This is a genomic window from Shewanella electrica (genome assembly GCF_022321485.1).
In the GTDB taxonomy this organism is placed as follows: Bacteria; Pseudomonadota; Gammaproteobacteria; order Enterobacterales; family Shewanellaceae; genus Shewanella; species Shewanella electrica.
On record NZ_JAKOGG010000008.1, the window covers coordinates 20,124 to 34,501 of the forward strand.

Below are 14,378 nucleotides of genomic sequence, written 5' to 3' on the forward strand. Positions count from 1 at the left end.
TGGAATTGGCGGCATTTTAACCCCAATTAAACTGCCGCCACAGTGATTTTTAGCTCAGCCAGTGCGCTATTAGCTAGATTTGGGCATGGTGACGGCAATGATAAATAATTCTAATCCGTGATGGCTCGGCTAATCGTGGGCAAGCACTGCGTAGTGCTGTTCCAAACGGGTGATGGTTTCCAGCGAACTGCTGGTGGCATAAGCGCGAAATAACATAAGCAAGCGCACAACACCTTCGTAGATGCTGCTTTTGGTGATGCTTTTCATGGTGGATTGGGTCAACTGATAGCTGATCCAGAAACTCACGAGCATTTTTACCGTATCAGCTAATGCAGGAATATTGGCGGGTTCAATCTGCAAAAAACCGTCGTTGCACAGCTGCGTGAGCAACTCACACACATGGTTTTGCAGTCGAGTTTGTACTTGCAGATAACGTGTTTTCAACGCCTCGTCGCGGCTTAAAATGTCCGCCAAATTGGTGTAGATAAAGCGGAACTGCCACAACGCATAAAAGATAGCATCAAAGTATTTTATCAGCAGTTCGATGTTGAGCGGCTCATCGTTGTAGGGTTGAAACGCCGATTCCAGATGTTGCTCATATTGCTGAAAAATACTGAGGATGATGTCCTCTTTATTACGAAAATGGTAATACAGGTTGCCAGGGCTCATGCCTAAGTGGGCGGCAATATGGTTGGTGGTGGTGCTGCGCTCACCGTGTTCATTAAAGAGTTGGAGACTCGCTTGAATAATCCGGTCACGGGTTTTCATGGCAATCCTTGAATCAATGGGCCTTGCTTATGCAGTGGGCGCGTCTATGTTAACATGACCGTTTTGGTGATGGACTTGACTGACAACGCGCATGAACCGCATTTGCTACTCGTTTTTATTGTACCTGCTTACGCCAATATTGCTGATTTATTTGACGATTCGCGCCATCAAAAGCGCGGATTATCGTGGCCGTTGGGGCGAACGTTTTGGCTTAACCAAGCTGCGAGCAACCGATATTTTGCTGCATAGCGTGTCGATGGGGGAAACCCAAGCGGCGATTCCGTTTATCAAAGCGATACAACAGCAGTACCCCCAGTTTAGCATCACCGTGACGACCACTAGCCCTACCGGTTCGCAACTGGTGCAAAAAGCACTGGGCGACAGTGTGCAACACTGTTATCTACCGTTCGATCTGCCGCTGTGCATCCGCCGTTTTCTGCGACAAGTGCAGCCTCAATTGCTCATCGTGATGGAAACCGAGCTGTGGCCTAATCTGCTGCATCAAGCCAAACAACGCGGCAGCCACATTGTGCTCGCCAACGCACGATTGTCGGCGAAATCTGCCGCAGGTTACCAGAAATGGGCCAAGCTCAGTGGCCCGATGTTGCAACAGTTAGATGCTATTGCGGTGCAAACGGCAGAAGAAGCTGAGCGTTTTATCCGCTTAGGCGTCGCTGCCGACAAGGTGCAGGTGTGTGGCAGTTTGAAGTTTGATTTAAGCCTAGATAGCGCAAAATTGGCGCCGTATTTGGCGTTGAAACAGCAGTGGCAACGTTCAATTGTGTGGGTGGCTGGCAGTGTGCATCCGGGCGAGTTCGAGGCGGTATTGGCCTGTCATCAGCAAATCTTACAGCGTTGGCCTGACGCGTTATTGATCATGGTGCCACGTCATCCTGAGCAGTTTGATAACGCCGCCAATACGATTAAAAATACTGGATTGAGCGTAGTGCGCCGCAGTGCGCAGCAACCGGTCATCGAAACTACTCAAGTATTACTCGGCGATACGATGGGCGAAATGCTCGGCTGGTATGCCTGTGGCGATTTAGCGTTTGTCGGTGGCTCGCTGATTGTAATGGGCGGCCATAATTCGTTGGAACCCGCCGCATTGGGATTACCAATTTTACAAGGGCCGAACTATCGCGATTTTCTGGAGATCAGCAACTGTTTACAACAGCAAGGTGCGATGCAGATTGTCGCTAACGGTGATGAGATGGCTCGCGCCGCGCTAGCACTGTTGAGTGATCCGCAGCAGCAAGCGCAAGCGGGCAATGCTGGGCTGGCGGTGGTTGAACGTAACCGTGGCACGCTGCAGCGGCAGTTTGCGGTAGTTGCGCCGTGGCTGGAACAGTTGGCGCAACATCACTAACGATCAATCCCGCAGAGCTAGCGGATTAATTTGCTGGTAGCCAACCATGAGTTGCTGCCAGCAAGTGTCATCAAATGCTAGCGCGGGCTGCTTGGTTTTTTCTTTTCTAAATGAGCGCAATAGTCGCTCGATATTACTGCGTTGCCAGTCGGGCGCAGCATCGCGCAATTCACCGCGATCGAAATCAATCAGATAGAATTGCCCTTCGCTCAACAGAATGTTTTTGGCGTTGAGATCGGCATGGTACACGCCGCGCTGGTGGAACTTGGCAATCAGTTGACCGAGGTTTTGCCACTCGTCACCTGTTAATGCACGCTCAGCCAGTAAGCCAACCAAATCCTGCGCCTGTGGCAGCAGTGTGGTCAGAATATCGGCGCGATAAACAAAACCGCTACGCACCACATGGGCCGCCACCGGTTTAGGCACCGCAAAGTCTTCGGCATACAGTTGTTCTAGCAGTTGTAGCTCGGCAAAGGCGCGGGTGTTTTCATAGCCCGCAAATGGGTAGGCATCTTTGATCAGCTTGGCAATCAAACCGCCACGCCAATAGTGGCGCAGTGCCCAACGTTGATGATTGTGTTCAACAAACCAGGTGATATTGCGGCCACTGGAGCTGCCAATAACACAGTTTTGTCGACGCCAAAAGGCTTCGGTGAACCATTCTGGGCTGATCTCAGCGGGGGTGTCGGCACAAAATGCGATCTGGCCATGGGCGGTTTTTTTTAACTGCATGTTAATGTGTATCTAAAGCGTTAGCACCTGACGCCATTCTACATTAAGATTTGTGCCTTGCACTTAATAAGCCTCGATTAATCCCATGCGTTTTGACCCAAGCCAAATGAAATCTCTCTGTATTTTGCGCCTCTCAGCTATCGGTGACGTATGTCATGCGGTGGCAATGGTGCAGGCCATTCAACGGCAATATCCGCAACTGCCGATTACTTGGATAGTGGGTAAAGTGGAATATCAACTGTTGCAGCATCTGCCCGGCGTCGAGTTAGTCATTTTTGATAAATCCTTGGGTTGGAAGAGCTACGGCGATTTGAAACGCAAACTCGGTGGGCGTAAATTCGATGTGCTGTTGCATATGCAGGTGGCGGCTCGAGCGACCATTGCCTCATTGATGATTAAGGCCAAAGTGCGTATCGGTTTTGATCGGGCGCGCGCTAAAGAAGGTCAATGGCTGGTGACCAACGAACGGGTAAAACCGTTAGCAACGCCCCATGTGCTAGATGGCTTTATGGGCTTTGCCGAAAAAATCGGCGTGACTGATTTAACACCTAAGTGGCATATTCCGATCCCTGAATCAGATATGGCCTTTGCCGAGCAACAACTGCCTGACGGTGAAAAAGCCTTAGTGATCTGCGCTGCCGCCAGCAAAGCAGAACGCAATTGGTTGCCAGAGCGCTATGCCGCCGTGGCGGATTATGCCGCTGCCAAAGGTTTTACAGTTTATCTGTGTGGTGGTCCGGCACAGTTAGAAAAGACGTTGGCAGCCGATATCATTAAGCACAGTCAATCTGAGTTGACCAATCTGGTGGGACAAACTTCCTTGGTACAACTGCTGGCGCTGCTAAAACGCGCCACGATTGTATTGGCGCCCGACACCGGCCCCGCACACATGGCGGTGACTCAAGGCACGCCTGTCATCGGTTTATATGCCCATTCCAACCCCGGTCGCACTGGGCCGTATCTGTATCGCGATTATGTTGCGAGTGTTTATGAGCAGGTGATGGCTGAGCAACTGCCTAACCAACCGATCCCGTGGGGCAAGCGCGCCAAAGGCGGTGACTTGATGAGCCGTATTAGCGTGGCACAGGTGTGTGGATTGTTCGATAACGTTGAAATTGCCTTGAAGAAATGAATTTTTATTACTGTTTATTAACATGCTAAATGTAAGGGAATTTATTTGTTCTTAGAGATCTCTAAGCGGTTTTTGGGAATAAATTCGATAGTTTTTAGCTGGTTACTGTATCAACTTTTAGCATGTTAACTGGTGTAAATAGCGAAGAATGACTTGACCACGTATTGATATCCGATTACATTTAGAGCAGTTTTTGCTGTGCCGAATAGTGTCAGTACCCGTTTCGCGGCCTCACTAGTTTCGTTTGCACAACTTTTATATCCGTCTACAAGGAGTTTGCTATGAAAAAAAGTGCAATTGCGATGTTGACCGCATCTTTGCTGTTTGCAGGTTCTGCAATGGCTGCTGAACCTGCTGGTTCAGAAGCTTCTACCACTAGCTTTGGTGGTTTAGGTACTGCAGGTATGGTTGGCGTTGGTGTTGCAGCTGCAGCGGCTGTAGCTGTTGCTGTTGATAATAACAACAACGATACAGATGACAACACAGGTACTGGTGGTACTGGTACTTCAGGTACTGGTGGTACTGGTACTGGTGGTACAGGTACTACAGGTACTAACTAAGTTGTTGTTATTCAAATAAAGGCCAGCCGATGCTGGCCTTTTTTATCGGTTCAACATAAGCAATCTATGAACAAAAAACTCTTATTCGCACTGGTATGTGCTGTTGGATTAACAGGATGTGGTTCTAAGAGTTCTCTGGTATACCAGACCTTCAAAGAGGCGATCTCTGCCCCTCCTAGCTACGACATTTCTGCAGCAGATTTAGAAAAATTTCCCTATCCTGTGATCTATGGTCAATTAGGTGATGGTTCTCAGGCCGTTATTGTGCTTGCCTACGTTAAAGGCGATGAAAGACAGTGGCTGACGGCTCAAAAAGAAAGCATGACCACAAAGTATGGGCGCTTAGTTCGTACCGCTGGATTAAAGCACGATCTGGCCGCTATAACATTTGATGGCGTCGATCCATTGTCTCGCCCGCTAGCTGAGCTGAGTGGGGCAACGGCAACAGGGCGGGTCGATCTGCTGCCAAGCTATAAGTTTGGTTTAAAATTTGAGAGTCGGTTTGCAGTAAAAGAACAGCAAACCGTACAACTCGGTCCATTGAGCAAACAACTGACGTTGGTTGAAGAAACTTTTTCTATTCCAGAGATTGATTATCACGTCATTAATAAGTTTTGGCTCGATGATCATGGCTTAGTGTGGAAGTCTGAACAGGCGCCATCCCCCGACTTACCTGTTTTTCGCGTGACATTGCTTAAGCCGTATAGCGGAGATGAATCATGAAACCGCTCAGATATTTTTTATTGACTGTTGCCTCATTCCTTTGCGCTGATCACGTCTTTGCCGCGCAACCCGTAAATGTCACTGCCATGGGGCAGGTGCAGCTACCCTCATCTGCCACATTTTCTACTGACGATAGGATCGGCAAAGTTGTTGCCGCTGCAATTTATCAGCAACACGCCTATCTCACTGGTGCTGCATGGATTCGTCAATCTTTTGTACTGCATCAAAGTGCGCGTCGACTGTTGTTGTTAAATGAATTGCCGAATCTGCAACTTGACCCTGCACTGACAAGTTCTTTAATGCAACAGATAAAGCAACTACGTGCTACCGGTCGTGTTGATGTGAAATTTGATTGGGACTTGCTGGAATTAACGTCATCCCAGAATCGTTATTTGCAGCAAGAAGATCAGTTTTATGTGCCAACTCGCCCAGATACGGTGCGGGTGGTCGGGGCCGTGGCCCCGTATACGGTAGCATTTGTGGCGAATAAAACGGTGGCTGATTATGCGGCGGAACTGCAACGTCTGCCAGGAGCTGACCCTAGTTATGTTTGGGTGATTGAGCCTGATACCAGTATCCGTAAGGTAGGCATTGCCTATTGGAATACAGAACAGGCATATCTAGCGCCTGGTAGCTACATTTACGTTCCAATTGCTGATGATGACCAACGACTGGAACAGTTCCAGCAGTCATTATTACAACTTTTCAGCGCACAGCTATTACCGTAAATTTGTCGGATCCATGGACGATATATGCAATTTTCTAAACTGTTAACCTTGACTGGTTTACTTCTGCCCTGTTCAACATCTTGGGGGGCATGGTATGACCAAGTGACGCCGACACGTAATGATTTTGGTGGTATTGGCTTAATGCAGATGCCCACGGCGCGCATGGCGCCAGAAGGCGACATGAGTATCAACTACTCGCGTAGTAACCCCTATATTTTTGGCGCAGTTAATTTTCAGCCACTGCCGTGGATGAATGCTTCAATTCGTTATGTCAGCGTAACTAACCGCCTTTATGGGCCAGAAGAGCTTTCTGGTGACCAATCTTATAAAGATAAAGGGATTGACGTAAAATTTCGGTTATTAGAAGAGGGATATTATCTACCCGAAGTTGCCGTCGGTTTTCAAGATATTGGTGGTACTGGATTGTTTTCTAGTGAATACCTAGGAGCAACAAAACGGGTTGGACCGTTAGATTTTACTGTCGGTTTAGCTTGGGGGTACCTAGGCAATGCGAGGGATATTGATAACCCTTTCTGTAGCGTATCCGATTCTATGTGTAACCGTGATGGTTATGACGGGAATATTAATAACACTGGGAAAGTAAGTTTCAATAGCTTCTTTCGAGGTGAGAGTGCCGGGATTTTTGCGGGGGTAGAATACCAAACGCCTTGGGATCCGCTTACGCTAAAGTTAGAGTGGGATGGTAATGACTATCAACACCAGCCGCAGAATAACAACCAACCTCAGGATTCAAGATTTAATGTCGGCATGGTGTTAAAACCTACCGATTATCTTGATTTAAAGCTGTCTTACGAACGGGGTAACACCTTGTCTTTTGGGGTGACGCTGCACACTAACCTCATCAACGATGTCATGTTGTATAAAAAAGACCCGCCAGTGAGCAAACTTGCGAAGCAACCCGCCGAGAAAGATTGGGATGAAGTGGCAAAGGATTTGGGCCGCAATGCTGGTTTCTACCCGCGTAAAATTTATCAAAACAATCGCCAGGTTATCGTCGAAGGTGTGCAAGGAAAATATCGTGATCGCCAACAGGCCGATGTGCGAGCCGCGGCGATTATGTACAACGTTACTGAGTTAGGAACTCGTGAGTACCGTTTTGTTGAAGAGTCTGCTGGGATGCCAGTGGTTGAAACCACCGTAGAGCGCAAGACATTAGAGGATAAGTTTAATTACAACCTCGATTTCAATGATAACCCACAGCTGGTATCGGTTGATTCGCCTAGCGATCCTATTGGTAAACAAGTCTGGCAGAGAGAGTCAACGAGTGGCTGGAGTTATGGTTTTAACCCCGGTTTTACCCAAAGTATAGGTGGACCAGATGGCTTCTTGCTTTACCAAGTAAATTTGCGCGGCAGTTTGAAATATAACTTCAGTGATAATTTTGAAATTGGTGGCAATTTAGCACTTAACCTATTCAATAACTTCGATAAATTTAAATACGATGCGCCGAGTAATCTGCCTCGTGTGAGAACCTATATTCGTGAATATTTGACCGAGTCAGATGTTGGTATCAGCGACCTACAAGCTACATGGTTTAACCATTTGGGCAGTAGCTGGTATAGCCAAGTGTATGCGGGTTATCTTGAATATATGTATGGTGGCGTCGGTGGCGAATTGTTATATCGGCCATTTGGTAAAGATTACGCCTTTGGCGTTGATCTTAACGCGGTGAAGCAACGTGATTTTAACCAGTTGTTTGGTTTTAGAGATTACGAAACCGTCACTGGTCATTTCAGTTTCTACTATCAACTGCCTTGGTATAACTTGCATACGCAAATTGATGTTGGCCGCTATCTGGCTAAAGATAAGGGAGCCTCTTTCACCCTCTATCGTGAGTTTGATAACGGGGTTCGATTGGGCGCTTATGCTACATTTACGGATGTAAGTTCTGAAGAGTATGGTGAAGGCAGTTTCACCAAGGGAGTTTTCCTGTCGATCCCATTTGATGCCTTCTCGACTTCAAGCTCGTTGAGCCGCGCAGGATTTGGGTGGACACCGTTGACACGTGATGGCGGACAGAAACTTGGTCGCAAGTATTCGCTGTATTACATGACTGAACAACGTGGTAAACATGAGATAAAAGTGCGTGAGCAGTAATTGTTAACGTGTGCATCTTATGCAGAAAAAGCCCTGTTCGCAGGGCTTTTTGCTGTTATGATTTTATTATTGATTCGGCGAATACTGCTGGAAAAAGCTGGGCTAAGGCAGTTGCAGCATACAGATAAAGCCAATATTTTATAGAGATGATTATGCATACAACCGCAGTTTATCCCGGTACTTTTGATCCGGTGACCAATGGTCATACCGATTTGATTACGCGCGCCGCCGCCTTATTTCCCAAGCTGATTATTGCGGTAGCCGCCAACCCGTCTAAACAACCTAAATTTAGTTTGGCGCAGCGGGTAGAATTGATAACGTCAGCCATTGCGGCACTCGACAATGTTACTGTGGTTGGCTTTAGTGGTTTGCTGGTGGATTTTGCTAAGCAGCATCAGGCGACGGTGTTAGTTCGAGGGCTGCGCGCGGTATCGGATTTTGAGTATGAATTTCAATTGGCGAGTATGAATCGCAAATTGTATCCAGCGCTAGAAAGCGTATTTCTTACCCCATCAGAGGACAATCGTTTTATTTCATCAACCTTGGTGAAAGAGGTTGCGTTACATGGTGGCGATGTCAGTCAATTTGTACCTCCGCAAGTTGTGGCGGCCTTAGCAAAGCAATTGACTAAGTGATACAGAATTGGCGGCGATGGTAAAAAATGCTGGCATCGCCAGCATTTTTTATGTCTGCAATATTAGCGTTTTAGTACTAAACGAGACCAAAACACCATTTCGAAACTACAACCGATGACCACCAACAGCTGTGAGCTATCTCGGGCGCCCAGCCAATAGCAGATAAGCGCCGCGATAAGTATCAGTAGCGTTAGCACCGCATGATATTGTCTCAGTAATCGCATCATCGTCCCTAATCCGTTAGTTGAGGAACAACGGATAGCTGCGCTAGCGTATCCGTTGACTCCATACTTTATAAACCAAACACTACTTTTTCACTGCGCAGCATGCGGGTCAACGCTAACGCCAGTAACAAGGTGATTGCCAGTGTGGCGCCAGAGGAGATTAACAACTCCTGCAGCGGTAGCGCCTTACCTTTGATCACTTCCATCAGTGCACCTTGCTGACCAGACACCGGCAGCCATTTAAGCACATCAGGGGCGATGTTATAGCTGGCGCTCATTGCCAGCGCTAACGGAATAAACATCACCATGGTAAGGTAGGATTGCGCCTCTTTAAAGGTTTTCGCCATAAACGATACAAACAGCTGCAAACTCGCCGCCAGCATGGCTACCGGTAAACCAATCACCAACACGGTGGCCATAAAGCTTGGCGTGATGGTGATGCTAAAGCCAAGTTCTGGCCATGGCACCATGGGATAGGCAAAGTGGCTGATGGCGAGGATCAATACTAATCCGAGCATGGCAAACGCGGTGACTGCCAACAGTTTTGATAATACCAATTGGCCGGTAGTGACTGGATGACTCAGCAACAAACCTAACGAGTTACGTTCCCGCTCACCGGCGCTGGTATCAATGGCTAAGTTCATGCCGGAGATAAATACTGAGTACAGCATGGTGAAGATGGCAATGCCCATGATCATGCCGCCCTTGGAATCTTGGGTGGCTTGGTCATGTAATTCAACCTGTAGCGGCCGCAATACCCGCGGGTCGATACCACGTGCTAACAGCCGTAAGCTGCCCATCTCCATTGAGTAGTTTTGCAATGCCAGTTGTAAGCGACGAATCGATTTTTGCAGCTGTTCTTCCGAGTTATCCGCCACAATGATCACTTCGGCGCTTTTGCCTTGCGCCATCTGCTTAGCGTAATCATCACTGATAATCAGTTGGATTTTCTCTGCCTGCTCGCCGGTGTCGTTGTTAATGCCTTTTTGGCCGAGATAGCGCACTAAGTCGGGCGCAGTGTCGGCATTGGTGATTTTGATCGGTAAGTCATCCGGGCTCGACAACTGGTTGATCAGCACCATAAACAAACCGCACATGATGAGCGGTGTGCCGATGGCGTAATACAATCCGGCGAGCACTGAGCGCTTATCGCGGCTGGCGTCGATGAGTTCTTTGCGCAGCAAAGTGAGTGTTTTACTGATCATGCGGCAATCCCCTCATCGGTACCGATTAATTGAATAAAGGCTTCTTCCAGTGAGTCTTGCCCGGTGCGCTGACACAACTCTTGCGGGCTACCGATGGCGGCGACTTTGCCGTTAGCCATCACAATCACCCGATCACACAAGGCGGCGACTTCCTGCATCACGTGGCTAGAGAACAGCACACAGTGGCCTTGGTGTTTTAGGTCGAGCAGTAAATCACGTAATACGCGGGTGCTCATCACATCTAAGCCGCGGGTAGGTTCGTCGAGGATAATATTGGTCGGCTGGTGGACTATCGCCTGTGCCAAAGCGGTTTTCATCCGTTGTCCCTGGGAGAACCCCTTGCAGCGACGGTCGGCAATATCATCCATGCGTAATTTGCTCAGTACGGCGGCAGTGGCTTGTTTAGCGTCGCTGCTGTTCATGCCGGATAGTTTGGCAAAATATTGGATATACTCCCGCGGCGTTAAGCGCTCATATAAGCCGAACGGATCGGGGAACAAGCCCAATTTGGCTTTGGCAGCAACCGGATGTTTGGCGACATCAATACCGTCAATTTCGGCGTTGCCGCTGTCGGGTTTTAACAAGCCAAAAATAGTGCGTAAACAGGTGGTTTTACCTGCGCCATTAGGGCCGAGCAGACCTGTGATCATGCCGTCCTCTGCGCTAAAGCTTAAATCATCCAGCGCCTGCACCTTGCCGATTTTCTTGCTGATATTGGATACGTTAATCATTACTTTTCCTCCGGCAATGGCTCGACGGTGCTGGCATTAAGATAGAAGCTGCGGCGGACATCCTTTTTCAAACATTCGCCGTCAATCGCTTTAACATCATCGGTTTCCACCAACTTGGCAATCAGGTCGCCGCCACAGGATTGTGCCACAACATTGTGGGTGGCATACGGCGACACCAGATGTCGTGCATTGGTCATTTTTTGCATCGCCATTTCAGCCCACTTAGGTGGTGTAGCAGGGTCTTTCTCGCCAGAGAGCAACAGCGTTGGAATATCGCTACTGATCGGCGCACCAAACGCTTTACTCACCGCGGGGATTCCCCAAATCGGGCAGCTTTCATCCATGGCTTTTAACATCATCTGTCCCATGACACTTTGCGCCGCCTCCTCACGTAGCGCAGGCGTTAATCGCGGCCAATCTTCACCACACACCACCGCAGCGTGCATGCCCATGGCTAAGTCCATCGAGCCATCTTGCATGGCTAACAATCCCAGAATCGGTTGGTAGTTTTTGCGGTACGCTTGATGGATGGCAAACGGCAGTAACGAGCGCACCGCCGGTGAATACAGCGCCAGTCGCAGCGATCCTAAAAACTTATTGCGCGTGAGTGTTAATAGTGCTGTTTTGCCCGAGACCGGATGGTGCACTTTTTCCATCACCGGATACTCGCTCAGTGATTGCTGCACGTTCTCAAACTCTGTGCGCAGCTTAGGGTAGGTTTGCTGGCAACTGGGGTCTTTTTCACAATCCTCTAGCACTAACTCTTGCGCTCTGGCTATCGCGCCGCCAATCGCAAGTACGCTTTGGCTCATCGGCACCACACCGTCCAGCGTCACGGTTTTTAGCACTTGCGGATAATCGCGCATATACAGCTGTGCCATGCGGGTGCCATAGGAAACACCGTAGAGATGCAGCTTTTGGTAACCCAGATGCTTGCGCACCACTTCAAAATCACCCAGTGCTTGCTCACTGCCGTATTGGGTGACATCAGCATCCAGTTTCGCTTTGCATTCGCGCGTTTCTTTGGCGCTATCATAGGCATCATCATTGAGCTTGATAATATCGGTCAGGTCTTCCCCAGCGCAGGCGAGCTTGTTTGATTGACCCGTACCGCGCTGATCAATCAACAAAATATCGCGATGTTGCCGCGCTTTACTCAACATGCGTTCGAACGATGCCGCCGACTCAATGGCGGATTGTCCAGGGCCGCCAGCAATGCCCAAAATGGCCTCTTCTGGGGCGAGGTTTTTAATCGCCGGGATCACTACATAGTGGATGTGGATCTTGCGGCCGTTGGGCTTTTTAGGGTTTTCAGCCACTTCAACGCTACCGCATTTAAGTTGGTCTGACAGACCTTCGGCGTAGCAACTACTGCTTTTGCTGCTTTGTTCTGCCGCGTGTGCTGGCAGAGGTAAAGCGTGGCATAGCCCTAATCCGAACAATAGGCCTATCCAGCGAGAGTAACGCTGCGTCATGCGAATTTCCTTTTGCAATTAATAATCTGGAGTAATTTTGCGCAACTCAGTGTACCAATCTATCGCGATGCTGAGCAGTCAAATGTGCAGTTAAATCGACAATTTGTTGTGCGTTTGTCTTTTAGTCATGAGAACTAGGTGAGGATTCGACACTTTTATGCATATCAGTGAATGTTGCTGCCGCCACCCGTTTTGCGTAAGCGTTAACACACCGAGTGCTGATTACTTTCTATCCTTATATCTTCGTTTTTTCGCTACTAATCAATGTTGTTATCTATGCCGTTATCACTGATTGCTGTGGTATGGAATTTGCTGGCGTCAGCATCGCGGTGGATGAATCCTCCTCTTTTTGCCGTATAACGGGGAGTTCTGCTTGCTAATAGCACCATTTTGGTGCGTAGAGAATTGGGGCTGTTGACCTTTGATGTTTAATTTTTGTTCAGATTAAACGTATTATGGATGCGCTGGAATAATGCACAGCAGCGATAACCTGCACCAAGGTTGTCAGAGAGGACATACGGTTTATGGATAAGCTAATAAAAAACTATGATTCCGGTGACTTTTTCGATGAACTCATCGACCAATCAGGCACCCCTCGGCCGCCCGCCAAGCAACTGCTTAAATATCTTGACTCATTAACCGCAGAAGAGTTGGAAAAGCGCCGCCTCACCGCCGAGGCGACGGTGCAGGAGATGGGCATCAGTTTTACGGTGTACACCGAGGAGGGCAATATCGACCGTGCTTGGCCGTTCGATATTATTCCGCGCACCATTGAAGCCAAAGATTGGGCGATTACTGAGGCGGGCTTAAAACAACGGCTCACTGCACTGAACCGCTTTATCGACGACCTCTACCACGAGCAAAACTGCATCAAAGACGGCATCATTCCCGAGCATATTATTAAGGATTCGAAAAACTTTCGGCCAGAATGTGTCGGCGTGTCGCCCGCTTTTGGGGTGTGGGCGCATATCTGTGGCACCGATTTAGTGCGTGATCATGATGGCAAGTTCTATGTGTTGGAAGATAACTTGCGGGTGCCATCTGGCGTGTCTTACATGCTGGAAAACCGCGCCATCACCAAACGAGTGCTGCCAGAGCTGTTTGAAAACGATGATATTCAGCCCAATGCCTCCTATCCGGCGCAGTTATTTGAAACCTTAACCGCGTTATCGCCACGGCAAATCGCCCGGCCTGAAATCGTGGTGCTCACGCCGGGCATTTACAACTCCGCCTATTTTGAACATGCGTTTCTAGCGCAGCAGATGGGCGTTGAGCTGGTGGAGGGCAGCGACCTGTTCGTCAGTGATGATCACTGCGTCTACATGAAGACCATTTACGGCCCCGAGCGGGTGGATGTGATTTATCGCCGCATTGATGATCTGTTCCTCGACCCTGAAGCGTTTAATCCCGAATCGGTGTTAGGCGTGCCTGGGCTGATGCGTGCGTGGAAAGAGGGCAACGTGGCGTTGGCAAACGCGCCGGGCGCTGGTGTGGCAGACGACAAAGTGGTGTACGCCTACGTGCCAGAGTTGATCCGCTACTACCTCGACGAAGAACCGATTTTGCCCAACGTGGAAACCTATCTGTGTGACGATCCGCAGCAGCGCGAATATGTGCTGGCCAATCTGGATAAGTTAGTGGTTAAGCCAGCTAACGAATCAGGCGGATACGGCATGTTAGTTGGGCCGCACTCAACAAAAAAAGAGCAACAAACCTTTGCTGAGCTGATTAAAGCCAATCCGCGCAACTACATTGCTCAGCCCACCTTGAAGCTGTCCACCGCGCCGACCTTGATTGGTACAGGGGCGTTAGAGCCACGCCATCTGGATCTGCGGCCGTTTATTCTGCAAAGCCGCGATACCTACGTCACCACCGGCGGTTTAACGCGAGTGGCGATGAAAAAAGGCTCCTTGGTCGTTAATTCGTCACAAGGTGGTGGTAGTAAAGATACATGGATCGTTGAGACCAAAGGAGAGTAAAC

The 14,378-nt window shown here is 48.9% G+C and carries 14 protein-coding genes; 8 read left to right on the forward strand and 6 right to left on the reverse strand.

The window, feature by feature from the left end; all coding sequences use genetic code 11:
* Window positions 1–129: 129 nt before the first annotated feature.
* Window positions 130–768, reverse strand: a complete 639-nt coding sequence (locus L9G74_RS12285; RefSeq protein ID WP_238896707.1) for a TetR/AcrR family transcriptional regulator — start codon at window positions 766–768, stop codon at window positions 130–132.
* A gap of 91 nt (window positions 769–859) precedes the next feature.
* On the opposite strand from L9G74_RS12285, the gene waaA reads away from it, so the two are divergent.
* Window positions 860–2,134, forward strand: coding sequence for a lipid IV(A) 3-deoxy-D-manno-octulosonic acid transferase (gene waaA, locus L9G74_RS12290; RefSeq protein ID WP_238896708.1), 1,275 nt, complete (start codon window positions 860–862; stop codon window positions 2,132–2,134).
* 3 nt (window positions 2,135–2,137) lie between these two features.
* On the opposite strand, the gene L9G74_RS12295 is transcribed toward waaA, so the two are convergent.
* Complete coding sequence (locus L9G74_RS12295) at window positions 2,138–2,878, reverse strand: 3-deoxy-D-manno-octulosonic acid kinase (protein ID WP_438944567.1); 741 nt, start codon at window positions 2,876–2,878, stop codon at window positions 2,138–2,140.
* Window positions 2,879–2,951: 73 nt separating this feature from the next.
* Between L9G74_RS12295 and L9G74_RS12300 the strand changes: the two genes are divergently transcribed.
* From L9G74_RS12300 to coaD, 6 genes are all read left to right on the forward strand, one after another.
* Window positions 2,952–3,998 carry a glycosyltransferase family 9 protein gene (locus L9G74_RS12300; RefSeq protein WP_238896710.1) on the forward strand — a complete coding sequence of 349 codons (1,047 nt, stop codon included), beginning with the start codon at window positions 2,952–2,954 and terminating at the stop codon, window positions 3,996–3,998.
* 281 nt (window positions 3,999–4,279) lie between these two features.
* Window positions 4,280–4,558: a hypothetical protein gene (locus L9G74_RS12305; protein WP_238896711.1), complete on the forward strand. Its 279-nt coding sequence runs from the start codon at window positions 4,280–4,282 to the stop codon at window positions 4,556–4,558.
* 66 nt (window positions 4,559–4,624) lie between these two features.
* Window positions 4,625–5,281, forward strand: a complete 657-nt coding sequence (locus tag L9G74_RS12310) for a YjbF family lipoprotein (protein WP_238896712.1) — start codon at window positions 4,625–4,627, stop codon at window positions 5,279–5,281.
* Window positions 5,278–6,009, forward strand: a complete 732-nt coding sequence (locus L9G74_RS12315; protein ID WP_238896713.1) for a capsule biosynthesis GfcC family protein — start codon at window positions 5,278–5,280, stop codon at window positions 6,007–6,009. The genes L9G74_RS12310 and L9G74_RS12315 overlap by 4 nt, the downstream gene beginning before the upstream one ends.
* 24 nt (window positions 6,010–6,033) lie before the next feature.
* Window positions 6,034–8,127 (forward strand): YjbH domain-containing protein, encoded by a 2,094-nt coding sequence (locus L9G74_RS12320; protein ID WP_238896714.1) that lies wholly within the window; start codon window positions 6,034–6,036, stop codon window positions 8,125–8,127.
* A gap of 152 nt (window positions 8,128–8,279) precedes the next feature.
* Window positions 8,280–8,762 (forward strand): pantetheine-phosphate adenylyltransferase, encoded by a 483-nt coding sequence (gene coaD, locus L9G74_RS12325; protein WP_238896715.1) that lies wholly within the window; start codon window positions 8,280–8,282, stop codon window positions 8,760–8,762.
* Between the two features lie 62 nt (window positions 8,763–8,824).
* On the opposite strand, the gene L9G74_RS12330 is transcribed toward coaD, so the two are convergent.
* From L9G74_RS12330 to L9G74_RS12345, 4 genes are all read right to left on the reverse strand, one after another.
* Complete coding sequence (locus L9G74_RS12330; protein ID WP_238896716.1) at window positions 8,825–8,989, reverse strand: hypothetical protein; 165 nt, start codon at window positions 8,987–8,989, stop codon at window positions 8,825–8,827.
* Window positions 8,990–9,054: 65 nt separating this feature from the next.
* On the reverse strand, window positions 9,055–10,191 hold the full coding sequence (locus tag L9G74_RS12335; protein ID WP_275297401.1) for an ABC transporter permease: 1,137 nt from the start codon (window positions 10,189–10,191) through the stop codon (window positions 9,055–9,057).
* Complete coding sequence (locus tag L9G74_RS12340; protein WP_238896717.1) at window positions 10,188–10,922, reverse strand: ABC transporter ATP-binding protein; 735 nt, start codon at window positions 10,920–10,922, stop codon at window positions 10,188–10,190. Before L9G74_RS12340 ends, L9G74_RS12335 begins: the two co-directional genes overlap by 4 nt.
* Window positions 10,922–12,397, reverse strand: a complete 1,476-nt coding sequence (locus L9G74_RS12345) for an alpha/beta fold hydrolase (RefSeq protein WP_238896718.1) — start codon at window positions 12,395–12,397, stop codon at window positions 10,922–10,924. Before L9G74_RS12345 ends, L9G74_RS12340 begins: the two co-directional genes overlap by 1 nt.
* Window positions 12,398–12,921: 524 nt before the next feature.
* Between L9G74_RS12345 and L9G74_RS12350 the strand changes: the two genes are divergently transcribed.
* Entirely contained in the window at window positions 12,922–14,376 is a 1,455-nt protein-coding gene (locus tag L9G74_RS12350) for a circularly permuted type 2 ATP-grasp protein (protein WP_238896719.1), read from the forward strand.
* Window positions 14,377–14,378: the final 2 nt, after the last annotated feature.